Origin of the sequence: Paenibacillus sp. 8b26 (genome assembly GCF_050626875.1) — a bacterium.
In the GTDB taxonomy this organism is placed as follows: domain Bacteria; phylum Bacillota; class Bacilli; order Paenibacillales; family Paenibacillaceae; genus Paenibacillus.
In genome coordinates this window covers 5,754,024-5,779,435 of sequence record NZ_CP192445.1, presented here as the reverse complement: position 1 = coordinate 5,779,435, position 25,412 = coordinate 5,754,024, and the positions used below count along the sequence as shown (strand labels likewise).

Here is a 25,412-nt window from a genome sequence, read left to right as displayed (position 1 = left end):
TTACTCCACCCTTTCCTGGTCACTCTCTTATATTGTATCCTTCTTTGTCGAAAAATACATGTTTATGTCCCAATAGCTAATAATATCTTAGCACGGACTAAAAGTAAAAAAAAATAACCAGCATAAAAAATTATGCTGGTAATAGAGCATTTTCACTAAATTGACATCTAAATTGATCCCCGGACAGGGTTTCTTCCTTCATAAGTATGTCAAGAGAGTTGTCGAACACTGGGCGATGCTTTTCGAGTAGCTCCAAAGTACGGTTATGGAGGTCGTCCATAATCTCACCATTTTCGCGCATGAGCTCTTCTTTCGTTACCATTTCCATGTTAATAATGCCGAGTGAAGTCAAACCGGAAGTCATCATCGTATGAACAATGTTCAACGCCTGCTCAAAATCGTTGCTAGAGCCTGTACTGCGACCGCCATAGTACATTTCTTCCGCCGTAGCCCCTGCGAGCGAGATCATGATCTGCTCCTCCAGGAACTGCTTGGTATACAAATAATGCTCTTGCTGTGGATTGTGCCGCACATAGCCGAGCGCTTTCCCACGCGGGCTGAGCGCTACCTGGCTGACACTGCCCGGACGAACGATTTCAGCCATAATAGCATGTCCCAGTTCATGAATCGCTACACGTTTTTTCTCTTCCAGCGTTGATTCACGATCCGTTTTCTCACCCATCATCACCTTGTCAATCGCCATCGACAGATGCTTTTGCGCAATCGTTTCCTGTTCCTGTCTCATCGCATAGATTGCCGCTTCGTTCATGACACTTTCCAGCTGTGCACCGGAAAACCCGTAGGATTCCTCAGCAATTTTGTCCAGATTCGCATCTTCCTGAATCGGTTTGTTTTTGGCATGGATTTTAAGAATATGAAGACGGCCCTTCTTATCAGGCAAATCCACTTGAATATGACGGTCAAAACGCCCCGGGCGCGTTAAGGCGCTGTCCAGCATTTCTTTACGGTTTGTAGCCGCAATGATCAAAATGCGCGGAGTATCTGCTGAATAGATGCCATCCATTTCAGTCAGCAACTGATTCAAGGTTTGGTCATATTCACGTTGCTGTCCACCCTCACGCTTGCCGCCAATCACGTCGATCTCGTCAATAAAAATAATAGCATTTTCCTTCTTTTCCTTGGCTGCACGAGTGCGGGCCTCCCGAAACAGCTCACGGACACGGCCTGCACCAACACCTACGTACATTTCAACAAACTCACTACCTGAAGCGGCAACAAATATAGAATTGGTATAGTGCGCAGCTGCCTTCGCCATCAGTGTTTTCCCGGTTCCCGGAGGGCCTGTAAGCAAAACACCTTTTAATGGACGAATGCCAAACTTGGAAATTTCATCATGCCGATTCAAAAAATCCAGCGCTTCGCGCAGCTCCTGCTTGGCGCTTTCTTGCCCACCGATTTCCTCAAAGGTCAGCTTGTCCGGGCCATTCTTTTTGCGTTTACGTTCTTGCCCGGCCCCTACAGCCAAGCCTCCACGTGCATGCATGAGCATTAACAAGCCGCTAAGCATCACGCCTGCAATCAGAAGGGGGATGATATTCACCCCGATAAAAACAAGAAATATAATGGTCACCGGCACAATGCCGATTAGTGCTTCCTTGATCCATCTAGGCATTAGGCCATACCCCCATTTGCTGAGATTGACGTGGCAAAACGATAAACTTGGTCGCTTTGCCTTCGCTGAGTCGGATATAGACGTTGTTTGAATCCATATCGGTATCGGCCTCGATACCGGCTTTTTTCTTTTTCATCTGCTCGACGGTAGATGAAATTTGGGTGTATTTTTTATTTTCCATCGCTTCCGCTACCGGAAACATGGCCTCAGACCACCACTGGTTCAACGCTGGATTGGAACGATCCGCAATTTCCAGCTTAACTGTACGGCTGCCAATGATGGACTGTCCTTTTTGCTTAACTACATTGACCAATCCGGCGACATCTGCCTGCGGTTTGAGATCCAGATTCAAAACAACCTGATCCGGTTTAATATCTATTTGAGCGCTTGTCACGCCGGGATATTGGGAAACCAGTTTTTCCAGAGGACTTTGCATTGTAACCTGACGGTAAATGAACCATCCTCCAAACAACAGCGATGCTGCCAGAACCGCCGCAACAACGATAGGAACTGCACGAAATTTCAAATAACATCCTCCTCTCAAAATGTGAAACCCAGAAGAAACGGGACGAATGTCAACAAACAACCAGACTGCATGATCTTACAATGATCCGCAAGTCTGTTTCTATCATTTTTGTCTATCACTTATAAAATATAGTATATCATAACGTATATCTAATATCGAAGGCAATGTGTGGGTGAGTTGTGAATGGGCAAAATCTTTGGTTATGGTGATGGGAGACGCTCCGTGAATGATTTGATCTTACGATCGCTGTTGCCGCCGGATTTTTTTCGATCAGATTCTTATGGGGAAAATCCGGCGGCAAGCATATGCTTCCGAAGCGAGCTTTCTTTCAGAAAGCTTTCAGGCGAACGCTATCGCTTCTTCAGATTCAAATCCTCCACTCCGCTACTGCACAGCCATAAAGATGAATTTGCCTTAGGAGGGAAGTTGGGTAGGTAAAGATGCTTAGCTGGCTTTCAGCCAAGCTTCGCAGAGTGGCAGTGAAAAAAGACGTAAATACGAAATTTGTCGTATTTACGTCTTTTTTTGATTTGTTATTTAGTTTTTTTAGGCGTAAACAAAGATTTGCGTATAGCAATTAGATCTCATACTGTAAGCTAACCTTACACTGTATATAGAGGATTGATTTTTACCTCATAGTACAACCTTTAAATCTTTTAAAGGAACATCATGCCGCCGTCGATCAGAGGGGATTGTCCTGTCATGTAATCGGAATCGGGGCCTGCCAGGAAGGATACGAAGGCGGATACGTCTTCTGGTGTAGACAGACGGCCAAGGGCAATTTTGCTGCCGAATTCCTTGGTTGCATCCCCTGTAGCTTCGCCTTTGGATGCCGTGATTTCTTTATCGATACCGCTCCACATCGGCGTTTGTACAATGCCGGGACAGTATGCGTTTGCTGTAATACCATATTGGGCATATTCCTGAGCAGCGGTTTGTGTCAGAGCACGAACCGCAAATTTGGTCGCGGAGTAAATACCGAGATTGGCATTACCAACATGGCCTGCCTGAGAAGAGGCATTGATGATTTTACCACCATGGCCCAGTTCCTTGAACTTGGCGGCTGCCGCCTGAATGCCCCAAAGTACACTGGTCACATTGATATGAAACAGCTTGTCAAAATCAGCCAGCGTAACATCCTCCAATAGCTTGGCGGGAGCAATCCCTGCATTATTTACAATGACATCAAAGCCACCGAGCTTCTCAGATGCTTCCTTTACAGCCGCAAAAACCTGATCCCGGTCGGAAACATCGACTTTAAGGGCAAGCGAGCGCCCTTCTGCCTTTGTAATCTTACCAGCAACACTTTGCGCCGTTTCTTCATTTAAATCTACAACCGCCACTGCGAATCCGTCTTGGCTCAGGCGTAAAGCAATAGCACGTCCAATCCCTTGACCTCCACCCGTTACTAATGCAACTTTCCCATCCACTTTTCCCATGTCCATGAATCTCCTTTTTGTACAAGTAGTCATGATAACATAGCCACAAAATTATGGGTTACGTTAGTCTGCACCTATAATTAAACCATTATAAGGAAAAAAATATTATGATCTTTGTAATAGACTTCATATTTAACCTGTTTAAGGGAAATTAAAGTGATAGTTGAGCTTGAAAGATATATGCGGAGCCACTGCGCAGGCGGATGGTGCTCCCCATCGCTGTTGCCCCCGGATTTCTTGAATGAGCACACATGGGGAGAAATCCGGGGAGGTGATGCTTTTTCGAGTTCGGCTTATATAACATTTTTTAAGTTAAACACAATCAGTCATTCCATGATAAACACTTACCCAACAAAAAAAGCTAAAAAAGACGCAAATACGAATAAATCGCATTTACGTCTTTTTTTTAGCTTTCAACCATTCTAACTAGCCATTCTTTTTATAAGACAATGTCTTCTAAATTAACATATATTTTTCCAATTCGTACAGAATTGGTTTAGTATAAAACCCAAAACGGAGACAAGCACAGCGGCGTCCGTGCCCCTACCCCCAACTCCCCTCCCATAAATAGAGTGGTGTTTGGAGTGACTCCCTGGCGGTCAGCCAGCGGAGTGGGCCAGCGGAGTGGGCCATTTGAATCTGAAGAAGCGAAGCGTTCGCCTTTGGCGCTGGATTTTCCCCATAAGAATCTAATCGAAAAAAATCCGGCGGCAACAGCGATCGTAAGATCAAATGGACTACGCAGCGCTCCTAGCGTCCCTAACACTCCCAAACCACCATCAGCCAGTCCTCACATCACTCTAGTAATTGGGCAAAGTATACTTCACCCCCACCGATCCCCCATCCGAGAAGCGATAAAAGGTATAGTAATGATGACTGCCGTCATCATAAAACAGCTGCCACACATATTGACCGTTAAACACACTCGGCTCAAGCCTTACAATATCTATACCCGGAAGCTGCTGCTGGATCATGGCTGTCATTTTTTGCTCGTCGACTCCGTTTTTCAGTAGCTCGGTATGAACACCACTATTATCTGTGACAGGTACATTCGGTTGGCCCTCCACTTTTTGAAAAGGAACCCACACCATAATATTTTCGTTCTGAGCATTTTTCCCTTGAACTACCCAATATACCTGATCCCACACCGACTTCCACGTCTGCGTCGTGCTGACCAGACCACCCGATTGCTTGGCCTTTACGATAGCGGCATTTCTCTCGGTCACCTGGTCTTGAGTAACGTAGGAATAATACCAGAAAATGCTGACCAGGACCAGTATGACGGCCAGAATGGCGACCGCTATCCATTTTTTCTTATTTTTCAAACCTGTGCTTCCTCTCTAAGGGGATGTGACACCTGAACTAGCGCGACAGCAGCCCTTCAAAGGCGGCTTGGGCCTCATGCTTGATACGTTCCTCATCCATAGTCAGGCACTCACCGTTTTTTACAACCTGACGACCGTCTACCCATACATGAGCCACGTCTTTGGCGCTTGCAGAGTATACGGCATGGGAAATGAGATCCGTACGCGGCAGGAAATGCGCCTGATTCAGATCGAGCGCGATAAAGTCTGCCTTGTTGCCTGCTGCCAGCGCTCCTACCTCTTTCAAGCCAATCGACTTCGCTCCGTACTCCGTTGCCAGACGCAACGCCTCACCCGCAGGAACTGCAGTTGGGTCGCCAGATACTCCCTTGTGAATGAGTGCAGCCAGACGCATTTCCTCAAACATATCCAGGTTATTGTTACTCGCGGGACCATCTGTTCCGAGAGAGACAGTAACGCCTGCACGCAGCAGGTCAGGCACTCTTGCCACACCACTTGCGAGCTTCAAGTTGCTGCCCGGATTATGCGAAACCGCTACACCACGTTCAGCCAGCAAAGCTATTTCTTCGTCATTCAAATGAACGCCATGGGCAACGAGCGATGGACGGGAGAAAAAGCCCAGCTTATCCAGATGTGCAACCGGACGCAAGCCATAATCGCGTACGTTTTGCTCTACTTCGGCAATCGTTTCGGACATATGCGTATGCAACGGCAAGTCCAGATCATGCGCTGCCTGTACGAATTTTTCGATAAACGCAGGTGGGCACGTATACGGCGCATGCGGAGACATCATGGTCGTAATGCGACCGTCTGCTTTTCCATGCCAATTACGCGCAAAGGTCACAGCCTCAGCCAGCTTGATCCGCTGCTCTTCCTCCGAACATAGTCCAATCGCTCCACGCATCAGACTGGCACGGATGCCGGACTCTTCAGCTACACGAGCCACCTCATCCATATGATCGTACATATCCAAAAAGGTTGTTGTACCACCTTTCAGCATTTCCAGCACGGACAAGGACGTACCCCAGTACACATCCGTAGACGTAAACTTGGCTTCCATCGGCCACATTTTTTCCTGTAGCCATACTTGGAGAGCCAGATCGTCCCCATACCCACGTAGCAAAGACATCGCAGCATGACCATGTGTATTCATCAGGCCAGGTAAAAACAGCAGCCCGTTACCGTCAATCGCGTCCGTCTCTTCCTCACCCGCTGGCAAAGTCTCACCAATGTAGGTGATGCGGCTATCCTCCACGATCATATAGCCGTGGATTACCCCGGCTTCCGGTCTGTTCACGGCAAAGGAGCCGTTTTTAATCATCCATTTATTCGCTGTCATGTTGCGTATCTTCCTTTCCGTCCTCCAAATAATAAGCAAGGCTTAACAAATCCGTTGTAAAATCTGTGGCATGTACCCGAATGTTTGCCGGTGTCTTGAGAGTAGTGGGTGCAAAGTTCAAAATTGCTCCAATCCCACTCTCAATGAGCCTGTCAGCGACGTGCTGTGCTTCAAAATCCGGTACGGTAATAATCCCGATCCGAATGTTTTGTTCCTTCACGGTCGCTTCCAGTTCATCCATCGGCTGTACGACCAGCGTATTGATCCTGGTTCCAACTTTATCTGGAACAGCATCAAATACCGCTACAATTTTCATATTGTCTTTTAAATAAGCATTATAATTCGAAAGGGCTTGCCCCAGATTACCTGCTCCGACCAATACCACGTTAATTTGCTGGTCGATTTTCAGGATATGGCGTATTTTCTCGATAAGATAAGTAACATCATAGCCGATACCCTTACGGCCAAAATCTCCAAAATACGCGAGATCCTTTCGAATTTGAGCCGGATTCAGATCCAGTCTTTGTCCCAGCTCCTGGGAAGAGACCGTAGACACCTCCCGTTTGTGCAGTGCATTCAGATAACGTAAATATACGGGTAACCTCCGTACGACAGCCTCTGAAATTTTATCTGATTTCATACTTGCTCCCCCTAATTGTAACGGACACGTTTAGATGTCCGTCCGTTATGCCTCTGTCTCCGGGGCGGATTGGAGCCATTCGGCGATGCGGGGCACCATTTGCTCCGTCGGCATATGCTCCATTTTTGGTCCCGGTAATGAGTACAAAAAATGCTTCCCGTAATAGGATTCGATTACACGCGTATCGTAAACGATAACGACCCCGTGGTCGCTCGCCGTACGTACCAAACGTCCAAATCCCTGTTTGAAGCGAATGACAGCCTGTGGAACAGACAGCTTCATAAAAGGATTTTTCTTCTGCTGCTGGAGCAGCTCACTTTTAGCCTCTAGCAGCGGGTGATTGGGCGGTTGGAACGGCAAGCGCACGATGGCCAGACACGTCAGCGCCTTGCCCGGAATATCGACGCCTTCCCAGAAGCTGCTGGTTCCCAGCAACACAGAAGCTTTGGCTTCCTGAAAACGTCGGGTCAGCTTGCTGCGGCTTCCACTGTCCACGCCCTGCCCCAGCACGGTGATATCGCTGGAAGACAACGCCTCCTTAAGCGGCTCATACACCTGCCGGAGCATACGGTAGGAGGTAAAGAGAACGAGCATTCTCCCCCGCGTCGCTTGAGCAGTCGCGCCTAGCGAGCTGACGAGCATATCTACAAAATGCTCATCTCCTACACTGCCCTTCACGCTCGGGAAATCCCTTGGAATGACTAGCAGCACCTGATCCCTGTAGTTAAAGGGTGACGGGAGCTGCGTAGTCATCAGCCGTCCTTGATCTGCGGCCTCCTGCAAGCCGAGCTGATCGGTCATGTACTGAAACGACTTATCCACCGATAAGGTAGCAGATGTCAGAATAATGCTTCTTTTTTTGTCAAAAAACATTTCTTTCAGCTGGCGGCTCACATCGACGGGCACCGCATAAAATTGCAGCGACTTACTGCGGAATTGCCCGCTCGCTTCAAGCCAGTATACGGTCGTTTCATCATCCAGCCGCATGAAAAAGCGCAAGCTTTCCCTAATGCCTGCCAAATCCTTGAGCAGCCCCGTAATATCCGTAATGAGGCTGTCAGCCGCATAATCGTCATGTTCTTCCTTCACATCGAGCATCAGCTTGTCGCCCTTGCGCAAAATTTCGCTCATCGTTACATAAAGCTGATTTTCCAGCGCAGCCGCCTGATCCCACTTGGCAGGCTTGGCCGATGGCTTGAGACGGGAAGAAAACTGCCCTGTTTCGCCCGGTGTCGCATCACTTCGCTCCGGCAGCATGCCAAACAGCTTGTCGCTCAGCAAATCCCAAGTCTCCTTGACCTCCAGCACGAGCGGATACAACTGGTCGATGGTAGAGGCCCAATCCGTCGACTTCTCATGCCCCGACTTTGCCAACTGCTGACGCAGCGAAGGCAATTGTCCGTTCTTGCTGTCCTTAAACAACCGGGTCAGCGTATGCACGAGTGTGAAATATTTCATATGCATGCCCAGATGCTTACCAGCAACTTCCTCCAGGTGATGGGCTTCATCAATCACCAGATGCTCATAGCTCGGCAATAGCTGATGACTTGCTTTTACGTCCGTGAACAGCTTGGAGTGATTCGTAATAACCACATCCGATATTCCCGCCTCATGGCGCGCACGATGATAAAAGCATTTGCGGAACCACGGACATGAACGACCAAGACAGGACTCGGAATCACTGGCCACCGTTTCCCAAAAATCTCCGCCACGATTACTCAGATTCAGTTCTTCATCATCGCCGGTTTCCGTCAACGTCAGCCAGACGATCATCTGGGCGGCTGTAATTAAATCTTCCTTCGGCGTTGCGAAGTCTCTTCTGTTTATTTTATGTTCAAACTTACGCAGACACAAATAATGTCCCCGGCCCTTAAAAATGGCAGCCCGGAACGGGAACGGGATCACCTTGGTCAGCATCGGAATATCACGCTCGCGTAATTGCTCCTGCAGGTTGATCGTATGCGTACTTACCATGACTCGCTGTCCATTTTTCACACTGTGATACAGCGAAGGGAGCAAATAACCAAGGGACTTGCCTGTCCCCGTACCTGCCTCGATCAACAGGTGCTTGTCTTCACTCAGCGCCTGATTCACACCCTCAATCATTTGCGTCTGCGCTTCGCGCTCCTCATATTGACTCAAGGATGAACGTAAATTGTCCCGCACATCATCCATGTATTCCTCAAAGGAAATACCTGCCAGCGGATTGGGGTCGTCCTCTCTGCGAGGGGCATTTAGCTCCGTCCAATCTTCCACCTTCAGTGCAAGCTGACGAAAAAACTGATGACCCTCCAAATCCTGAATAGGATCATGCTCTTTGTCTTCACGCACCCCGTCCAAAAACCATCCGAGGTCACTGTCTTCCTCTGCGAACAAATCACTGAGCCGCTGTATCGTAATCAAAGGCAGCGCGTGAAGCTCATCCAGACATTTTAAAAACACCTCAGCCGTAGCCAACGCGTCGCTGTCTGCTTGATGAGGTCGGTCATGCGCCAGCCCAAACTCAGAAGAAACAAAACCCAGCTGATAGGAAGATAGCGATGGAAACATGATTTTCAGAAAATCCATCGTATCCAAAATCCTGCCGGTAAACGGCAAGTATCCGCACCGATCCAAAGCGTTTTGCAAAAAATTAAAATCAAACGCCACATTATGACCGACCAGCACGACATCGTCCAGCATAGGCACAAGCTCCATCATCATCTCTTCGAGCGCAGGAGCATCCTTGACGTCATCGTCTGTAATCCCGGTCAACCCGGTAATAAAAGGCGGAATGGATCTGCCAGGGTTCACATAAGAACCATAAACACGGGAAATGCTGTTATCATGATCTATAATTGCAAGTCCGACTTGAATGATGTCATCCGCGGACTGGGTGCCTGTCGTTTCAAAATCCAATACCGCAAATTTCATTCGGGCTTAATCCTTTCCTTTGACACATACAAAAATAATAACTCTGTATAACAGCATAGCAGAAGATCGCCTGTTTGGAAATTAAGACAGCCAAAAAAGACGATGCACACGCCGCCTGGGGAGGTGGGTATGCATCGTCTCGCTCGGTGTCTGACAACTATAGCCAGGTCATCATGGAGCTGTCGTACCGAAGCATTCCGGCACCGGACAAACAGGCTTCCATATTGTGCAACGGCTCGGGCAAAGCAGGATCGAACTGATGCGCGAGAGCAAAACATTTTTGCGCCTCCTCTACATCAGCCTGCTTCGCCATAAGACAGCCCAGCGCATTATAAATGACCGCTTTCAGCCCGGGCTGGTCTGTCAGGTGCAGCACCTTCTGAAAATGGCGTACAGCCTCCGCTGTGTCCTCCAGTTGGAAATACGCCATCCCCATATACATCTGGCTTTGCCAACTGTTCGGAAAATGATGTAGCACCTGTTCAAATTGGCGGATGGCCTCAGGATACATGAGCAGTCGGTAATACCCTTGACCCCGAGTAAAAGCTGGCAGCTCCTTTTCAGGCAGCTCAGCGTCAGACATACCAGACTCTGCGGAAAAACCTGCAGCACGCAGGCGAACCATTTTTTCCTCAAAGGCCAGCCATTCATCCATAATTCCGTCACTCATTCTCCGCAGCAAACTCCAGTGCTGTAGCAACTCCTGCCTGCGGGAGCCCTGGGCTGATGGGTAATGCTTCACGATATCATCTAACATGCTGTTCATTTCTGCGAATACATGCTGGAACATGTGCATCCCGCCCTTACGAAAGATGGATTAATACACTCACATTTTTCGCTTAAAGGACGGGTTTCATCCGCACTCCCATTCATTACATGATCGTGGCGTGTACTTCCTTGTTCGCCTTTTGGGCAGGTTTATTATGTTCATCGACGAATACAACGGTCGGTTTGTATGTTTTGGCCTCTTCATTCGACATGGAAGCGTAGGAAATAATAATGACCGTATCACCAGGCTGCACCAAACGCGCTGCTGCGCCGTTGAGACAAATCACACCGCTACCACGCGGTCCGGGGATAACGTAAGTTTCCAGCCGGGCTCCATTGTTATTGTTCACAATTTGAACCTTTTCATTCTCCAGCAGATCGGAAGTCTCCATCAGATCCTCATCAATAGTAATACTGCCCACATAGTTAAGGTTGGCTTCGGTAACCGTTGCCCGGTGAATTTTGGATTTCATCATCGTTCTAAACATGGGAAAGCACCTCCGCCTTCTGTATTCTCATATTATCAATCAGTCGAGTGTTCCCAAACTTTACAGCCAGCGCTACAATGATGTCTTCTTCGACATCACTTAGTCGCTGCTTGGGAAGAAGGGGCTCCAGACTTGGAAAGGTTAAGATTTCAATGTAGTCAATGTCAGCCAATGGTGAGGAGGTAATCGTAGTCTCCACCATTTGGTATAACTGACGGATCGTAAACGTATTCTGCACATCATCTTCGCTCACTTCACGCACCTTGCGCAGTGACTGTGACAGCACCAACGCCTGCTCCCGCTGTTCCGCGCTCAAATACACATTACGCGAGCTAAGGGCCAAACCGTCGGCCTCTCTGACGATAGGACAAGGCACGATGGTCACGTTCATATTGAGGTCGTTCACCATCTGCTGGAGCACCGCTACCTGCTGCGCATCCTTCATGCCGAAGAAGGCCAGATCAGGACCTATCATGTTAAAAAGCTTGGCAACTACGGTCGTCACACCATCAAAATGTCCCGGACGGGAAGCGCCACATAACCGATCCGTCAAAGCGGCTACGCTTATTTTCGTACGGGTTGGCTGTGGATACATTTCTGCTACAGTTGGTAAAAATACGATATCCACGCCTTCACGCCGCGCCACCTCTAAATCACGCGCTTCATCGCGAGGGTAGCTATCGAGATCCTCGTTAGGTCCGAATTGAATCGGGTTTACAAAAATGCTAAGTACCACCGTATCTGCCATTTCACGCGCCTTGTGCATCAAGCTCGCATGGCCTTCATGTAAATACCCCATCGTCGGCACAAAGCCGACTATATGTGGCCGTATAGCAGCGGAACCTTGTTCCGCTTTTGCTCCGTCTGCGCCGAGCTGTCGGCGTTCAGCAATGGCCTGCCGCAGCTGAGCCACTTCTCTTACGATAATCATGACCGGGATTCCACCTTTTCCTTAGCTTGTTCCTCTTGTTCCTCTTGTTCCTCTTGTTCTTCTTGTTCCTGCACTTGCGCCTTTTCCTGACCTTTCTTATGGCCGTAGAGAGCCTCTACAACACTGTCGTCGGCGCTGAACACATGCTCTTCAGCCGGGAAGGCTCGCCCCTTCACATCGCTCACATACTGCTCAATGCTACTACGGATCAAGCCGCCGACATCGGCATAGGTTTTGACAAAACGTTTGCTGTAATAAGGCGATGCATATTGAATCAGGTCGTGATAAACAAGCACCTGACCGTCACATCCGCGTCCTGCGCCAATTCCGATGGTCGGAATGGACAGTTCTTTGGAAATAGCCGCTGCCACTTCCTCTGTCACCAGCTCCAGCACGATGCCAAAGGCCCCCGCCTGCTCCAGCGCCTTGGCGTCTGCCATCAGCCGCCGTGCGTCCGCTTCGTCCTTGCCTTGAATGCGGTAGCCGCCAAGCTGATTGACCGACTGCGGTGTAAGACCGATATGACCCAGTACGGGTACGCCTGCCTGAACAGTCGCTTTTACGACGTCGGCAATCTCTGCACCGCCCTCCAATTTGACAGCATGCGCGTGTCCTTCCTGCATCAGACGGCGGATGCCCTGAAGGCTTTCCGATACGCTGCCGTGATATGTCATAAACGGCATGTCCGCTACAATAAACGTATGCTCCGCGCCTCTAGCTACCGCTCTAGAATGATACACGATATCATCCAGTGTTACGGGAATGGTCGAATCATAGCCGAGAACGACGTTGCCCAGCGAGTCACCCACGAGAATCATATCAATTTCCGCCTCCTCGGCTATTTTAGCCGATGGATAATCGTAGGCGGTCAGCATACTGAGCGGAATGCCCTCCTGCTTCATTTTTTTCATTTTCACAATGTTCAGTGCGTGCTTTCCTGCCATGGTACATGGCTCCCTTCCATCTTTTTTTGGCACAAAAAATAACCTTTTATGAACGCCTGTACATTTGCGTCATCAAAAGGTCCGAACAGCCAAAAAAGACACTCATTTTGAGATCGTCCCTTCTGTCTCGGTCCTGTTCGGCTCAGAGCAGAATCCAACGTAACCTTCAAATGAAGTTATGATGGTCAAACTTGCTTGCAGTGGTGGAGCATATGCCCCGGAGTGCAGCTCAGACCGTCCGATGCCACCTCCTGCACAGTATAACAAAAAACATCAGCTTTTTCACGTGAAGTTTTGCATAGAAAAAGAACAATTGTAGTCGCTATGCTCAGCTAAGGCTACACCTGCAATTGTATATCACCGGAAACGACCTGTATTCGCTCTCCTTGCTTCGTTTCAACCACTAGCGCACCGGAAGGGTCCAAGCCGACGGCTGTACCTTCCACCACACTCCCTTGTCCCGTATGTGCCCGCACGAAGCGATTCATCGTCACGGATAGCGCCTCCCACAGCATAGCTATAGGCTTAAAACCCTGATCCGCATATAACGCACATAGCTGCTCCATCTCTTCCAGCACGGCAGCAATCAGTGCAGTACGATCGATTTCGCGACCAGCCTCTATTTTCAGGGATGTCCCCAACCGTGACAGCTCTTCCGGGTAATCCTCTGTATTTAAATTAACATCAATGCCGATACCTGCAATACAGTAGCGGACCCGTTGATCCTCTGTTGCAGATTCCAGCAGAATACCGCACACTTTGCGATCATGAACAAGCAGATCATTCGGCCACTTGATGCCAGCTTCCACACCCGTCAACCGACGAATGGCTCTGCATACCGCTACGCCTGTAAGCAGCGTTAACTGTGGAGTGAAGGCCAAGGGCTGGCTTGGTTGCAACACAATGCTCATCCAGATTCCTTTGCCCCGAGGTGAAAACCACTTTCGGCCCAAACGTCCCCGGCCCGCCGTCTGTTCCTCCGCCAGAACTACCGTCCCCTGCTGTGCCCCCTCTTCTGCCAGACGCATCGCATCCTGCTGGGTAGAGACCGTCGAGTCCAGCACAACGATACGCTGTCCGAACGATTGGGTATTTAGCATATATGCCAGTTTAGAGACTTCCAGTCGATCGGGTCGGGAAACAATCCGATAACCCCGACGCGAGGAAGCTTCAATGTTGTAGCCCAGCTCACGCAGCTTGTTGATCTGCTTCCATATGGCCGTACGGCTAACCGAGAGGCGACGGCTGATTTCCTCCCCGGATACGTAATCGGATGAATCTTCCTCCAGTATGCCTAATAGTCTTTCATGATTATTCACTACTCATCACCCGTTTCGCTTCTTGAAGCAATGCTTCTAATTCATTTGGAATATCTCCGCAGGCGGCAGCCAGCAAAAGTCGTTCCATCGTCTGACCCAGCCAAGGACCACCCGGTCGATTCATCGCCTGAACCAGTTCATTTCCAGTAATATTTAAATCTTTGATACGAACAACTGCGGCATCCTTAGTCCACGCCTCTGCCAGCTCAGCCATTCTCGCTACATGCTTTTCTGCCCGTGGGGGTAATCCACGAAACGAAGCAGGCAATGACTTATAAAGCTGTAGCCAGTCAGACGAGATATCCCGTCCCCATTTAATTAACAGTCGAATCCAGCTACGGCGTAACGCCTCATCGTTGATTCCTTCACCTTCCACCGAAGTGGAACTGTCTGCTATCGAAATAGCACTGTCCGTTAACACGCGCTCCCATTCCAACAGATGCACCAACCGTAAGCGTACACCGTTGGAGAAAGTCCATGCTCTTAACAACTCATCCGCTGCCTCTGAGGTAAGTCTGCAAGACAGCAACAGTAACCCCCACCGCAGTTCTTCCAGCAGTTGTACCATTCCACTGAGCGCCCGAGCTTCGCATTGTTCCCAGGGAACCGGAACCTTCGTACACGAGAGCAAGCCGCTTCGACCCAGCATTTCCAGTCCACGCAAAGGGTCCGGCCCGGCCAGCATCTTTTCCAGCTCAACACGCACACGTTCCATCGCAATGTAACGAAGTCCCTCTTTACGACGGATCATGCCTTTCCATGTGTTATAGGCTATACGGAACCGGAATACGGATGCAAAACGAATGCAGCGTAGCATTCGCAGCCCATCCTCCTCAAATCGTTCCTCAGCTCGTCCCACACAACGAACAATAGCGGCTCGCAAATCGACTTCCCCTCCGAACGGGTCCACCGTTTCCCCATGTTCATCCATGGCAATCGCGTTCATCGTGAAATCCCGCCGCATCAGGTCTTCGCGGATATCCTTCACGAAAGCGACTTCTGTCGGACGGCGATGGTCAGCATAACCGCTTTCTGTCCGAAAAGTAGTCACCTCGAACGGATGCCCTCCCTGCATCACCGTAACCGTCCCATGCTGAATCCCAGTCGGAATGACATGGGGGAACAGTGCTATGACCTGTTCAGGTTCAGCCGATGTGGTCATATCCATATCATGAATAGCTCGGCCTAATAGTTCATCCCGTACACAACCGCCGACCCAGTAAGCCTCGTAGCCGGCTGTGGTTAGTATATGTATGACTTCCTTGCCATGAAGAGCCATCTCTGGGTCAGCATATTGCCAAGTGTTTATTTTCACAGGGTTTCCCCCTTTGCTTATAAAGTTTTCAAAAAGACTTATTATACAAATGACTTATCATAAAAAAACGGACACGAGTCCGCCTCCTTAAACGCTGATCGGTTTAAGATCCGGCACCTCGCGTCCCAACACACGGTAATATATTTCTTCATATTGACGAGTAATCAGCTTATCACAGAATACGGTACGAGCCCGCACCAGACAGGCTTCACGAAAACGCTCTGTCATCGCTTCATCCGATAATAGCTGCACCGCATACTCCGCCATCCTCTCGGTATTGCCGATTTCAGCAAGATAACCTGTACTCCCGTGAACAACCAGCTCAGGCACTCCTCCTGCCTCGGAACCAATTGTTGGTACTCCACAAGCCATCGCTTCCAGCGCAACCAGTCCAAAGCTTTCCTTTTCCGATGGAAGCAGCAGCACATCCGCCATAGAAATCACTTCAGCGATCTGATCCTGCTTGCCCAAAAAGAAAACCTTATCCTGCAAGCCCAAGCTTTCGATTTTGCAGCGAATTTTTGGAAGGTCGGGTCCTTCTCCAACCAGCAGCAGCTTTGCAGGTATTTTGCGTTGCACTCTTTCAAATATATCTAGCACGTCTCCCACTCTTTTGACAGGACGGAAGTTTGAAATGTGCATCATAATTTTTTCATTAGGCAGGGCAAAATCTCTCCGTAACGCAGCTGCATCCCGCGGATAATACACTCGTTTATCCACAAAATTGTAGGTCAAATCAATAGGGCGTGTAATCTCCAGCGCATCTATCGTCTCGCGAATCAAATCCTTGGAAACCGCTGTTACAGCGTCACTTTTGTTGATTGCCAGCCGGATTAGATCCTTCAACGATTCATCCTGCGCCAACACCGTAATGTCTGTGCCGTGAAGCGTTGTTACCACTTTGAGATGGTCGCCCACCATTTCCTTTGCCAAATAAGCACATACCGCATGCGGTACAGCATAGTGAACATGGAGTACATCCAAATTTTTCATTTGTGCGACCTGAGCCATTTTGGTCGCCAGCGACAGATCATAAGGCGGATATCTGAACACGTAATAGTCGTTAACCTCAACCTCATGATAAAAAATATTTTTCTGGAATTCCCCGCCTAATCTGAACGGAATGCTGTTGGCAATAAAATGGACCTCATGCCCTTTTTCGGCAAGCAGCTTGCCCAGCTCTGTAGCCACTACGCCGGAACCGCCCAACGACGGATAGCAGGTAATTCCGATTTTCAATTTGTCATTCAAGTTAAGCTGCCTCCTTCCGACCACCGGTGATGACTTTTCAATGTTGGTGCCACACCAATCAGTGCGCATATATAACCGCTACACGAACGGATTCTATTTATTGTTTATGTGTCTGGATTTTTATAATCCCTTATGTGAATAGCTTAACCAGATAAGGCGTTTTGGACGCAAAGCCCTCTGCATACAAAATCAGCTTACGCTGACCCAACAGCGAATCCCGGGCTTTTACACGCTCAACATACCCCTGGTTTAATGGCGTGGATACCGTGTCTTTACCCGGTGCAGCCTGAAATTGGGAAGCATAGCTTAGTAATGCCTGCTCCTTGGCTTCAACATGCTCCGTAATGTCCACAATCAGATCCGTTCTGCCGATATCGTTAATGAAATAAAAATATAACTGCTCCACCAGCACCGCAGGCTGTTCCGGCATAAATCGACGTAGCTTGGCGTTAAACACCGCTTCCTCCACCAGCTTGCTGCACATGACATGATCAGGGTGCCGATCCTCCCAGTAGGGAGCAAATACGACTTTCGGCGCATGACGCCGAATTTCCGCGGTCACTGCGGCTACATTCTCCGGTGTAGCATACAAACCCCGATCAGGCAGTCCCAAATTCGTCCGTGCAGCAAGGCCCAGCACTTTTGAAGCATCTTCGGCTTCTGCCATACGGGTATCTACATCGCCATTGGATGACATTTCAGCACGCGTCAAATCACATACGCCCACCTTTAAACCAGCGGCTGTATGCTTAGCAATCGTGCCTCCCATACCAATCTCAGCATCATCGGCATGAGCTCCAAAAATCAATATGTCCAGTGTCATTTTATATCATCCTGCTGATCAATGCCTGGTTTATATTTATGTACCAGCTCACGCCAAGCAAAATCGCCCCGATCCAGAGCCTTGACCAATATTTCAGCAGTCGCAACATTGGTCGCCAAAGGAATACCCTGCACGTCACACAGACGCAGCAGTGCACTAATATCCGGCTCATGCGGCTGTGCCATTAGCGGATCACGCAGGAAGATAATCAGATCCATATCATTTTGCGCGACCATGGCCCCGATCTGCTGGTCACCTCCGAGCGGCCCTGACATAAAGCGGTGAATTTGAAGCTTCGTTTGCTCCATAATGCGCAGACCCGTTGTACCTGTTGAATACAATTGATGTCCTGTAAAAACATGCTCATACGCGGTTATAAAGTTAACCATTTCATCTTTTTTGCGGTCATGCGCTATAAATGCAATCTTGAACATTCCAAATTCCCCCTGCCTCATTCTATAATTCCGTTCGTCAATTCATTCGCGTTATTTCTTAATCAATGTAATGCTCAAAACCGTATACAAGTCCGGGTTGCTCCATTACCTTTTGAATGCCGATTTTGACGCCGGGCATGTAGCCTGCCCGTTCGTAGGAGTCCTGACGAATTTTGAGGGATTGTCCAAATCCTCCGAAAATAACTTCCTGCTGTGCGAATACACCGGGAAGACGGACACTGTGGATACGGAACCCTTGGTAGTAGCCGCCGCGTGATCCTTCGAGCGCTTCTTCCTCCTCCGGGTTCCCTTGACGCAACTCCTGTCGCTGCTCAGCGATGAGTTCTGCGGTCTTAATTGCCGTTCCCGATGGCGCGTCCAATTTCTGGTCGCCATGATATTCGATAATCTCCAGATGAGGGAAGTATTTAGCAGCCTGAGCCGCAAACCGCATCATCAAAATAACTCCTATTGAAAAGTTGGGCGCAATCAGACCGCCAATTTGCTGTTCCCGGCACTGCTTGTCCAGTTCGTCAATCTGTTCCGGTGTAAATCCTGTTGTCCCAATAACTGGACGAACGCCATGTTTGATCGCAAGCGCTGTATGTGCGTACGCAAAACGAGGACCTGTAAAATCGACCATCACATCCGGACGACTATCCAGCAAAGCCTGCTCTACATCCTCCACAATAGCAACGCCTGCTTCTGGAAGTCCGACGAGAAGGCCGGCATCACTGCCGGCGTTCGTTCTGTTTACTGCGGCTACCAGCCGAAGTTCTTCATCCTGGAGAACCAATTTGACAACCTCACGGCCCATACGCCCGGCTGCTCCAACGACAACCACTTTTATTGGCTCTGGCATATCTTACAACTCCTTACGCATCAATTCGTGCTAGATCTGTTCATTCATTTGTTGGCATAACTTCTTCATGAGATTGGCAAGCTGTTCATTGTGAGGAAACAAAGCGGCCGCCTCACGAGCAGCCTGCACAGCCAGCTTATATTCATTCATTTCAGCATAAACCAATGCAAGCAGCATAAAAGCGTCACCACATAGCGGATCAAGGGCAATTGCCCGTTCCAGCAGCAGGATTGCATCTCTGCGCACCTGTGGCGTAGCTTTATCGACATCCAGCATCTTTCTGGCTTTCTCCGTCTGCTGTCTGGCCTCCAACGTATGCAAATGCAGCACATATTCATCCTGCTGCGGGGCCAGACGAACCGCATCGCCCGCATAAGCAAGCGCCTGCTCTATCCGCCCGCTGCGGGCATAGGTGACCGAACAGCGGAAATAATGCTCCGCATGATCAGGCTGAGCGGAAATTGCTTTTTCGAACCATTCCACGGCCTGCTCAAAATCGTTCTGTAAAATACACTGATAAGCTTTCTGAACGTATTCCTCCGCCTTCATGACACCGCACCTCCGGGTAACCGGTTTGGTACAGCATATGTACAAAACGCCTAATCGGTGTCCTTTTTGGTCCAGCGATTCGCATCACGTGTGTTAAATTTATGCATGACCTTATTATGAGCATCAGTCAAATTAATACCCAGCGAGTTTGCAAAGCAGACCGTGATAAACAAAATGTCTCCCAGCTCCAGCTCAATCGAATTGTCGGCCTCATCCGTTTTTTTCGGTTTCTCGCCAAAGGAATGATTGACTTCTCTGGCCAGCTCCCCGACTTCCTCGGACATCCGGGCCAGCATTGCCAGCGGGCTGAAATATCCTTCTTTGAATTGGGAAATATATTGGTCTACCTCACGTTGAATTTCATCAAGCGATTTTTCCATGAAACACAATCCCCTCTAATGTGCAGGTTTATTCATATGTTATCTTAAAGCACATTTGAAAACAAATATTTTTTTAATGTGAAATTACTCACATCTTGTAATGGTCTGTCTTTTAAAGCTACCATAAAAAGGTATACTAAACATAAGGATCTACGATCTGCTCCAAAATCAAATATCAAATCGTTCATCCCAATTTGCCATTGTGAGGGATTATATGAAAACATCTAGGTCTATTGAACAGCTTAAAATCATTTTACCCATTGTGCTCGGCACTGCTATTTATGCATTCGGCCTGCTTTATTTCATTATACCCAGCAAGCTGATGGAAGGCGGCATCACAGGTATCACCCTGCTGCTGAACTATGCTTTCTCGATTTCCCCATCCCTTTCCACATTACTCCTGAACATTCCTCTATTTTTAATCGGATGGAAAATGCTTGGGAGCAAGCAAATTATTTATACCGGGGTTGGCATCGGGGCGCTCACTTTTTTTCTGTGGTTGTTTGAAAAAATGATTCACCTCGGGTGGATGGGCACGTTTCAGACCGAGCACGATTTTATACTTTCTTCATTATATGCCGGGGTTACGCTCGGGGCCGGGCTAGGTATCGTATTCCGGTTTGGCGGTACCACCGGCGGGTCGGATATTATCGCTCGTATTTTGAACCGGAAGTTTGGCTGGAGTATGGGAAGGATTTTGCTGGTGATCGATATCGTCATCATCGGTGCATCGCTGCTGTACATACCTAAGGAAAAAATCCTGTATACGCTGGTCGCTGTGTTTATCGCATCGAAGATCATTGATTTTATACAGGAAGGGGCCTACTCCGCCAGAGCCTTTATGATTATCAGTGACCATACGATGGATATTGCGGATATCATTACACAGGATATGGATCGCGGTGTTACTATTATTCCGGCTATGGGTGCATTTTCCAAGCAGACCAAGCATGTTGCTTACTGTGTCGTATCCCGTCAGGAAATACGACGTTTGCATCAAATTGTGAAATCGGTTGATCCACGAGCGTTCATCATCATTCAGGATGTGCATGATGTACACGGGGAGGGCTTCAAAGAGGAATAGCCCGGAAATCCGGGCAAGTAGTCAGGGCATATATTCATTTTATCCATGACAGCGAAGTCGGTGGCAGCATTTCAGCCTTAACTAGAGAAACCGGATCGATACTTACGGTAACCCACATAAGCCAGGGTCAGCAGGATCGTCAAACCGATTGCTAGTTCTGCCCGGCGCTCGCTTTCATGCGGAATGAATGGAGCCAGTGCGGTAGCATCTTTTTCACGTCCAAACAAGGCATTGAATGTCGGGTTTCCCTGCTCCAGTGCCCCTCTAATCGCTGAAGCATCCGCATTTTGCTGGTTCCCCAATCCCTTAACGTAAGAAATCCATGAATCCGTTCGAACAACCTCGGTTGTTTTGCCGCTGATCAACGCCGCCGTTCGGATCGTCTCGTAATGATCCTCCAGCACTGCTGCTCCGGCGGCGAAACCCTTCATATTGCCTTTAGCAAACTGGCTATTTAAGCCGCTGACATCTTCTTTTAAAATTTTATAATACTGCTGCCATAATGGCTGGCGCGGATGCGCTATCGCATCTGCCGCAAGCCGCAAATTGGCAGCGGCCTTTACCCATTCATCCGGCGATGCTTGCACGGATTGTGTAGCTTGCTGTACCTCAAGGATACTGCCGGACAAAGCATGAATGGCCTCCACAGACAGCGCAGCCTGTACCTGACCCGTGCTGAACCATCGGCTTACCTCCGCTACATCGGCGCGTGCTTTTTCAATATTCCCATCCATTACATCCCGGTACAACATCGCAGCCGTACGATCCAGTTCCTCTATTTCCTTTGCATTACTCGTGGACTTGGGCTGATCCCGCGCTTCCACAATGCCCGGAGGGAAACATACGGAAAGCGACAAGACCATAGATAACACAACTCCCGAAACAACACGCAGCACACCACGAAACGCCTGACTACAAACCATGGGACATCCCTCCTCACCTTACTGTATGGCAAGGTTACAGGGACTAGAACTTGGCTTTAGCGCTCAGCCGCATCTTGGGCAATAGGAAAGGCCATTCGATTGCGCACATACATGGCAAGCCATGAAGCTGCGATACTGAAAAGGGTCAGCATATAGGTAAAAGTACGCACTTGTGGTACATCATCCGTTAGCAACCTCGGAAGATACGGATATATGCCAAATGTATAATCGACCGTATCATTTAACAGTGTCCACAAAGCTGCTACGCACAGAGCCGCCCATTTGCAGGTGAAAAAACGAACGAACAGCAAGGCTTCGACTGCCATTGCCGTATGAGATGCTACCAGCATCCAATCCTGCCATATCATATGCCCTCCCTGCGCGACACCCCAAAAAATAATAGCTGAAGCCCAGATGCCGTATTTTACACTCGTAACCACAGCTAACGCCTCCATCAGCTGGCGAATGACCTTCAACCCCTTCAGGCGCGGAGGATAAAGCAGGAATAATACAGAAATCGTAAAAAACAGGCTGGCCGTCGGACTATCAGGCACAAATACAATCTGCCATATCGGGTGGTAGTTTAGCGTGTATTCCAATTGCCCTCCATACCATATGTACCCATACACGGTTCCAACCAGGTTACACCAGAACAACAGCCACAAAAAGGGCCGGCTCGTCAAGAACGACCGGCTCCACAAATAAGACAACGACACGTCCTCATCCTCCGTTCATACGATAGATGCCCCGTAAAGGCTCCATCTACAAAGACTATATCATATAAAAGCGTATCAAAAAAACCTGGCCGCTGCTACGGTCAGGCTTGATGATTATAGTCTTGTACTGCCAATGGGTCTGTTACCCAAGATCAGATCTCCTGAAACGGCTCAATTGATCGCTTTCAGTTCATCCGTAAGATGACGAAAAGCTACTTCATCTCCGGAGGCCAGCGCCTCATCAATATCCTTGTAGAGCTTTTCACTCCGGTGTTTACGTAATGCCTCGTCCAAAACCATTTCAGCAGACAGGCCCAACATTACTTCATAAGTAACCTTCATTTTATCCATAGGATGCACCTCCAACATGAGTTTAAGAGATCCTATATTCTTTTCCTTTCGCCACATAGCTGAGTGCCGTCCGTGACATCCGCTGCAAATCTGCGTCTGTCAATTCTCGCACCACTTTGGCAGGTGTACCGAGAGAAAGAGTATAGGGTGGTATTTTGGTATTTTCCGTAACGACCGACCCTGCTCCTATTAAAGCATATTCACCAAGCTCAGCTCCGTTGAGTACAATGGCCCCCATACCGATTAAAGTGCCTTTGCCTACCGTACAGCCATGGATAATTGCAGCATGTCCCACCGAAATATCATCTGCCAGCACCAGGGGCTGGTCCGTGTTCACATGTCCCACGACACCGTCCTGGATATTGCAGCGTTCACCGATGATGACAGGCGCCATATCCCCGCGCAGTACGGCATTGAACCAAACTGAGGAATCTTGGCCGACCGTTACCTTTCCGACAACTTTTGCTCCTTCTGCCACATAGACAGATGAATGGAGCTGTGGCATGTTCCCGTTATAGTGAATCAGCATCAACTTCACCCTCTCATTTTGGGTGAATTCTATCAACATGTATGCTGCTTGTCAATGGAGCCGCATACCCCGGTCATTCCGCCCAATGCGGCACTCCCCTGCCAGCTTCAGCCCCCAGGCGGTCATCTGTACAGATGGCCCCGTCGAATGCTCACCCAGACGAAGCATACCCAAGTGGAGCATCATTCGTATAATTCTCTGATCAAAAACCGAACGGGGCGTATCATAGTAGAACGGTCTGATCAGGGGGCCGATATGTACAAAAAGTGACTCTGAGGACGTCCAGGGCCTGGCACATTCTCCTATCCAGTAGACCAAAGAAAGTAGATTGGGAACGGCTCCTTTATACAATCTTAACCAAAACCTGAATAGCTGTATCATCTCATCCTCGATCATGTACTCCCTGCGTGCCTCCCCCTTTGCCGTCAGCACAACTCGATCCCCCTTCTCCTCAATAAACCTGGAGTGACGTGCATAATCATATAGCAGTGCCATTCGGTCGGGATAAAACTTAAAGGAGGAACCATATCCGAAACGCCAGCCTCCTTTACCCAGAAGTGGCTCCGCAATGTGCAAATGCTCCATTAATTGCTGCTGATTGCGACGATACCAAGCCCCCTCGGGGTTAAGCGGAACTTCATGCTGCTCCATGTACTGAAGGAAAAGTCGTAAATCCTCCGCCAAAAGATGTCCTTCATCCCGGTACGACGTTGGCTCACTTACCCGGATCATTCCGTTTTGCAAGTCTTGTACCATGACACGACGGAAACGCTCTTTCATGTCCAACGGAATTTGATACAAATACCTCGTATTGTGCGTCGAACCGTTGAATAACCAGCCACTGTTGCGTAAACGGGCCACGATGTCCCGCGGTCGCTCACCGGAATCCCCATCCTCCTCGGCAGATTGTTTGGCAACCGCAATCAATTCCTCCATACTGAAATAAGGTCGGTCATCGAATAGCAGTGTGTTCAAAAACCTTACCTCTGACAGCTTTAGCTCCCTGACTTGCATCTCAAAAAAACTGCTGCTGCCGAGCTTTGTCAAAATGCCCTGGATCAGCTCATGTTTGGAATTGGGCTTACAGTCACATTCGTAATACACCGCGATTCTGTTCAAATGCACAATATCCGCAAATGTCAGCATATCCGCCAGATTCATCGTTCCATCGCCTCGTCACTGGACTGTCATCCGGAATTGATTCTTACCTGTTGTACCCACAGCTTTGACGGAATGTTCAGACTCTAAACCTCTTTTTTTCAAAGCTATAATTAAAAAATAAAAAGACCACGGCTTCTACGCTGAGTAGAAATTCGTGGTCTTTCGTCAACCTTTTGAGTTACAATCGCTTTTTTCCTGTAAATGTCTGGTGCAATTATACAACAGCGGCGTCCAATCCGTATCCTTACGCTGGAGAACACTCAGTGACAGATTACCAATTCGTTCCGTAAACTTTTCCTGATACAAAGCCTTATACAAATTAGCCAAAAAACCGCCATGAGAAACGACCAGCAGGTTCTTGTCCCGATTTTCCGACCAAATGGCCTCCATAAAAGCCAACCCTCGAAGTTGAAGAGCTTCATCGCTCTCCTGTCCCAGATCCAGCAGATGCCAGTCGCTCCCCCACTTCTTCTCACGCTCGACCTGCGTCATGCCCTCGACTTGACCATAAGCACGTTCTCTCAGCCGATCATCCGGCTCCAGTATAGGAAGGTGAAGAACAGAAGCAATAATCTCCCCCGTCTCCTTCGCTCTGGAAAGGCTGCTTGTAATAAGACCATCCCAATGATAGGACTCATCCTTTAATCGTTCTGCCAGCAAGCGTGCCTGCCGGCGCCCTTCCTCATTCAACGGAATATCACTGTGGCCCTGGATTTTACCTACCGCATTCCAATCCGTTAATCCATGTCTGATCAAGCCAATAAGCATC

Annotated in this window: 27 protein-coding genes; 1 reads left to right on the top strand and 26 read right to left on the bottom strand. The window is 48.8% G+C overall.

The genetic code is table 11. The features are described from left to right. Window positions 1–130 precede the first annotated feature (130 nt). From ACQ4MX_RS26900 to ACQ4MX_RS26805, 20 genes are all read right to left on the bottom strand, one after another. Window positions 131–1,633: an AAA family ATPase gene (locus tag ACQ4MX_RS26900; RefSeq protein ID WP_431088305.1), complete on the bottom strand. Its 1,503-nt coding sequence runs from the start codon at window positions 1,631–1,633 to the stop codon at window positions 131–133. Next, window positions 1,626–2,159 carry a hypothetical protein gene (locus ACQ4MX_RS26895; RefSeq protein ID WP_431088304.1) on the bottom strand — a complete coding sequence of 178 codons (534 nt, stop codon included), beginning with the start codon at window positions 2,157–2,159 and terminating at the stop codon, window positions 1,626–1,628. Before ACQ4MX_RS26895 ends, ACQ4MX_RS26900 begins: the two co-directional genes overlap by 8 nt. Window positions 2,160–2,815: 656 nt before the next feature. Further along, on the bottom strand, window positions 2,816–3,598 hold the full coding sequence (locus tag ACQ4MX_RS26890) for a (S)-acetoin forming diacetyl reductase (protein WP_431088303.1): 783 nt from the start codon (window positions 3,596–3,598) through the stop codon (window positions 2,816–2,818). Between the two features lie 496 nt (window positions 3,599–4,094). After that, complete coding sequence (locus ACQ4MX_RS26885; protein ID WP_431088302.1) at window positions 4,095–4,364, bottom strand: hypothetical protein; 270 nt, start codon at window positions 4,362–4,364, stop codon at window positions 4,095–4,097. A gap of 34 nt (window positions 4,365–4,398) precedes the next feature. Beyond that, entirely contained in the window at window positions 4,399–4,923 is a 525-nt protein-coding gene (locus ACQ4MX_RS26880) for a DUF5590 domain-containing protein (protein WP_431088300.1), read from the bottom strand. A 37-nt stretch (window positions 4,924–4,960) separates the two neighbouring features. Then, window positions 4,961–6,262, bottom strand: a complete 1,302-nt coding sequence (locus ACQ4MX_RS26875) for an amidohydrolase (RefSeq protein ID WP_431088299.1) — start codon at window positions 6,260–6,262, stop codon at window positions 4,961–4,963. Then, window positions 6,249–6,902, bottom strand: a complete 654-nt coding sequence (locus tag ACQ4MX_RS26870) for a redox-sensing transcriptional repressor Rex (protein WP_134913927.1) — start codon at window positions 6,900–6,902, stop codon at window positions 6,249–6,251. The genes ACQ4MX_RS26875 and ACQ4MX_RS26870 overlap by 14 nt, the downstream gene beginning before the upstream one ends. Window positions 6,903–6,947: 45 nt before the next feature. Beyond that, on the bottom strand, window positions 6,948–9,815 hold the full coding sequence (gene dinG, locus ACQ4MX_RS26865) for an ATP-dependent DNA helicase DinG (RefSeq protein WP_431088296.1): 2,868 nt from the start codon (window positions 9,813–9,815) through the stop codon (window positions 6,948–6,950). A 157-nt stretch (window positions 9,816–9,972) separates the two neighbouring features. Beyond that, entirely contained in the window at window positions 9,973–10,605 is a 633-nt protein-coding gene (locus tag ACQ4MX_RS26860) for a tetratricopeptide repeat protein (RefSeq protein ID WP_431088294.1), read from the bottom strand. An 82-nt stretch (window positions 10,606–10,687) separates the two neighbouring features. Beyond that, on the bottom strand, window positions 10,688–11,071 hold the full coding sequence (gene panD / locus ACQ4MX_RS26855) for an aspartate 1-decarboxylase (protein ID WP_134913923.1): 384 nt from the start codon (window positions 11,069–11,071) through the stop codon (window positions 10,688–10,690). Further along, window positions 11,064–12,002, bottom strand: coding sequence for a pantoate--beta-alanine ligase (gene panC / locus ACQ4MX_RS26850; protein ID WP_431088293.1), 939 nt, complete (start codon window positions 12,000–12,002; stop codon window positions 11,064–11,066). Before panC ends, panD begins: the two co-directional genes overlap by 8 nt. After that, window positions 11,999–12,946, bottom strand: coding sequence for a 3-methyl-2-oxobutanoate hydroxymethyltransferase (gene panB / locus ACQ4MX_RS26845; RefSeq protein WP_431088292.1), 948 nt, complete (start codon window positions 12,944–12,946; stop codon window positions 11,999–12,001). Before panB ends, panC begins: the two co-directional genes overlap by 4 nt. 338 nt (window positions 12,947–13,284) lie before the next feature. Then, entirely contained in the window at window positions 13,285–14,265 is a 981-nt protein-coding gene (locus tag ACQ4MX_RS26840) for a biotin--[acetyl-CoA-carboxylase] ligase (RefSeq protein WP_431088291.1), read from the bottom strand. Next, window positions 14,258–15,580 (bottom strand): CCA tRNA nucleotidyltransferase, encoded by a 1,323-nt coding sequence (locus ACQ4MX_RS26835; RefSeq protein ID WP_431088290.1) that lies wholly within the window; start codon window positions 15,578–15,580, stop codon window positions 14,258–14,260. The genes ACQ4MX_RS26840 and ACQ4MX_RS26835 overlap by 8 nt, the downstream gene beginning before the upstream one ends. Window positions 15,581–15,667: 87 nt before the next feature. Then, entirely contained in the window at window positions 15,668–16,831 is a 1,164-nt protein-coding gene (gene bshA / locus ACQ4MX_RS26830; protein WP_431088289.1) for an N-acetyl-alpha-D-glucosaminyl L-malate synthase BshA, read from the bottom strand. Window positions 16,832–16,961: 130 nt separating this feature from the next. Further along, on the bottom strand, window positions 16,962–17,654 hold the full coding sequence (gene bshB1 / locus ACQ4MX_RS26825; protein WP_431088288.1) for a bacillithiol biosynthesis deacetylase BshB1: 693 nt from the start codon (window positions 17,652–17,654) through the stop codon (window positions 16,962–16,964). Next, window positions 17,651–18,088, bottom strand: coding sequence for a methylglyoxal synthase (gene mgsA / locus ACQ4MX_RS26820; protein WP_134913910.1), 438 nt, complete (start codon window positions 18,086–18,088; stop codon window positions 17,651–17,653). The genes bshB1 and mgsA overlap by 4 nt, the downstream gene beginning before the upstream one ends. Before the next feature lie 58 nt (window positions 18,089–18,146). Then, on the bottom strand, window positions 18,147–18,950 hold the full coding sequence (dapB, locus tag ACQ4MX_RS26815) for a 4-hydroxy-tetrahydrodipicolinate reductase (RefSeq protein WP_431088287.1): 804 nt from the start codon (window positions 18,948–18,950) through the stop codon (window positions 18,147–18,149). Between the two features lie 30 nt (window positions 18,951–18,980). Continuing rightward, the gene (locus ACQ4MX_RS26810) at window positions 18,981–19,499 is read right to left on the bottom strand and encodes a tetratricopeptide repeat protein (protein ID WP_025685879.1); all 519 of its coding nucleotides are present in this window, start codon (window positions 19,497–19,499) and stop codon (window positions 18,981–18,983) included. Window positions 19,500–19,549: 50 nt separating this feature from the next. Further along, window positions 19,550–19,879, bottom strand: coding sequence for a nucleotide pyrophosphohydrolase (locus tag ACQ4MX_RS26805; RefSeq protein ID WP_431088285.1), 330 nt, complete (start codon window positions 19,877–19,879; stop codon window positions 19,550–19,552). A gap of 214 nt (window positions 19,880–20,093) precedes the next feature. Between ACQ4MX_RS26805 and ACQ4MX_RS26800 the strand changes: the two genes are divergently transcribed. Beyond that, on the top strand, window positions 20,094–20,963 hold the full coding sequence (locus ACQ4MX_RS26800) for a YitT family protein (RefSeq protein ID WP_431088283.1): 870 nt from the start codon (window positions 20,094–20,096) through the stop codon (window positions 20,961–20,963). A 77-nt stretch (window positions 20,964–21,040) separates the two neighbouring features. Here the strand turns inward: ACQ4MX_RS26800 and ACQ4MX_RS26795 are convergent, their stop codons facing one another. The 6 genes from ACQ4MX_RS26795 to ACQ4MX_RS26770 all read right to left on the bottom strand — a co-directional run bounded on the left by ACQ4MX_RS26795 (window position 21,041) and on the right by ACQ4MX_RS26770 (window position 25,411). Further along, window positions 21,041–21,886, bottom strand: a complete 846-nt coding sequence (locus ACQ4MX_RS26795) for a sporulation protein YpjB (RefSeq protein WP_431088281.1) — start codon at window positions 21,884–21,886, stop codon at window positions 21,041–21,043. Window positions 21,887–21,942: 56 nt separating this feature from the next. Continuing rightward, window positions 21,943–22,602: a DUF1405 domain-containing protein gene (locus tag ACQ4MX_RS26790; protein WP_431088279.1), complete on the bottom strand. Its 660-nt coding sequence runs from the start codon at window positions 22,600–22,602 to the stop codon at window positions 21,943–21,945. Between the two features lie 171 nt (window positions 22,603–22,773). Then, on the bottom strand, window positions 22,774–22,953 hold the full coding sequence (locus ACQ4MX_RS26785) for an IDEAL domain-containing protein (RefSeq protein ID WP_025682222.1): 180 nt from the start codon (window positions 22,951–22,953) through the stop codon (window positions 22,774–22,776). Between the two features lie 22 nt (window positions 22,954–22,975). After that, window positions 22,976–23,482 carry a gamma carbonic anhydrase family protein gene (locus tag ACQ4MX_RS26780; RefSeq protein WP_431088277.1) on the bottom strand — a complete coding sequence of 169 codons (507 nt, stop codon included), beginning with the start codon at window positions 23,480–23,482 and terminating at the stop codon, window positions 22,976–22,978. 51 nt (window positions 23,483–23,533) lie between these two features. Next, window positions 23,534–24,643, bottom strand: coding sequence for a hypothetical protein (locus tag ACQ4MX_RS26775; RefSeq protein ID WP_431088276.1), 1,110 nt, complete (start codon window positions 24,641–24,643; stop codon window positions 23,534–23,536). A 165-nt stretch (window positions 24,644–24,808) separates the two neighbouring features. Beyond that, a complete protein-coding gene (locus ACQ4MX_RS26770; RefSeq protein WP_431088275.1) occupies window positions 24,809–25,411 on the bottom strand; it encodes a histidine phosphatase family protein in 603 nt (200 codons plus the stop codon). Between the last annotated feature and the right edge of the window lies 1 nt (window position 25,412).

Coding starts and splice junctions, on each gene's coding strand:
- ACQ4MX_RS26900 (WP_431088305.1), bottom strand. CDS start 1,633: ATGCCTAGATGGATCAAGGAAGCACTAATCGGCATTGTGCCGGTGACC.
- ACQ4MX_RS26890 (WP_431088303.1), bottom strand. CDS start 3,598: ATGGGAAAAGTGGATGGGAAAGTTGCATTAGTAACGGGTGGAGGTCAA.
- ACQ4MX_RS26875 (WP_431088299.1), bottom strand. CDS start 6,262: ATGACAGCGAATAAATGGATGATTAAAAACGGCTCCTTTGCCGTGAAC.
- ACQ4MX_RS26870 (WP_134913927.1), bottom strand. CDS start 6,902: ATGAAATCAGATAAAATTTCAGAGGCTGTCGTACGGAGGTTACCCGTA.
- dinG (WP_431088296.1), bottom strand. CDS start 9,815: ATGAAATTTGCGGTATTGGATTTTGAAACGACAGGCACCCAGTCCGCG.
- ACQ4MX_RS26860 (WP_431088294.1), bottom strand. CDS start 10,605: ATGTTCCAGCATGTATTCGCAGAAATGAACAGCATGTTAGATGATATC.
- panD (WP_134913923.1), bottom strand. CDS start 11,071: ATGTTTAGAACGATGATGAAATCCAAAATTCACCGGGCAACGGTTACC.
- panC (WP_431088293.1), bottom strand. CDS start 12,002: ATGATTATCGTAAGAGAAGTGGCTCAGCTGCGGCAGGCCATTGCTGAA.
- panB (WP_431088292.1), bottom strand. CDS start 12,946: ATGGCAGGAAAGCACGCACTGAACATTGTGAAAATGAAAAAAATGAAG.
- bshB1 (WP_431088288.1), bottom strand. CDS start 17,654: ATGACACTGGACATATTGATTTTTGGAGCTCATGCCGATGATGCTGAG.
- mgsA (WP_134913910.1), bottom strand. CDS start 18,088: ATGTTCAAGATTGCATTTATAGCGCATGACCGCAAAAAAGATGAAATG.
- dapB (WP_431088287.1), bottom strand. CDS start 18,950: ATGCCAGAGCCAATAAAAGTGGTTGTCGTTGGAGCAGCCGGGCGTATG.
- ACQ4MX_RS26810 (WP_025685879.1), bottom strand. CDS start 19,499: ATGAAGGCGGAGGAATACGTTCAGAAAGCTTATCAGTGTATTTTACAG.
- ACQ4MX_RS26805 (WP_431088285.1), bottom strand. CDS start 19,879: ATGGAAAAATCGCTTGATGAAATTCAACGTGAGGTAGACCAATATATT.
- ACQ4MX_RS26800 (WP_431088283.1), top strand. CDS start 20,094: ATGAAAACATCTAGGTCTATTGAACAGCTTAAAATCATTTTACCCATT.
- ACQ4MX_RS26795 (WP_431088281.1), bottom strand. CDS start 21,886: ATGGTTTGTAGTCAGGCGTTTCGTGGTGTGCTGCGTGTTGTTTCGGGA.
- ACQ4MX_RS26785 (WP_025682222.1), bottom strand. CDS start 22,953: ATGGATAAAATGAAGGTTACTTATGAAGTAATGTTGGGCCTGTCTGCT.
- ACQ4MX_RS26780 (WP_431088277.1), bottom strand. CDS start 23,482: ATGCTGATTCACTATAACGGGAACATGCCACAGCTCCATTCATCTGTC.
- ACQ4MX_RS26775 (WP_431088276.1), bottom strand. CDS start 24,643: ATGAATCTGGCGGATATGCTGACATTTGCGGATATTGTGCATTTGAAC.
- ACQ4MX_RS26770 (WP_431088275.1), bottom strand. CDS start 25,411: ATGCTTATTGGCTTGATCAGACATGGATTAACGGATTGGAATGCGGTA.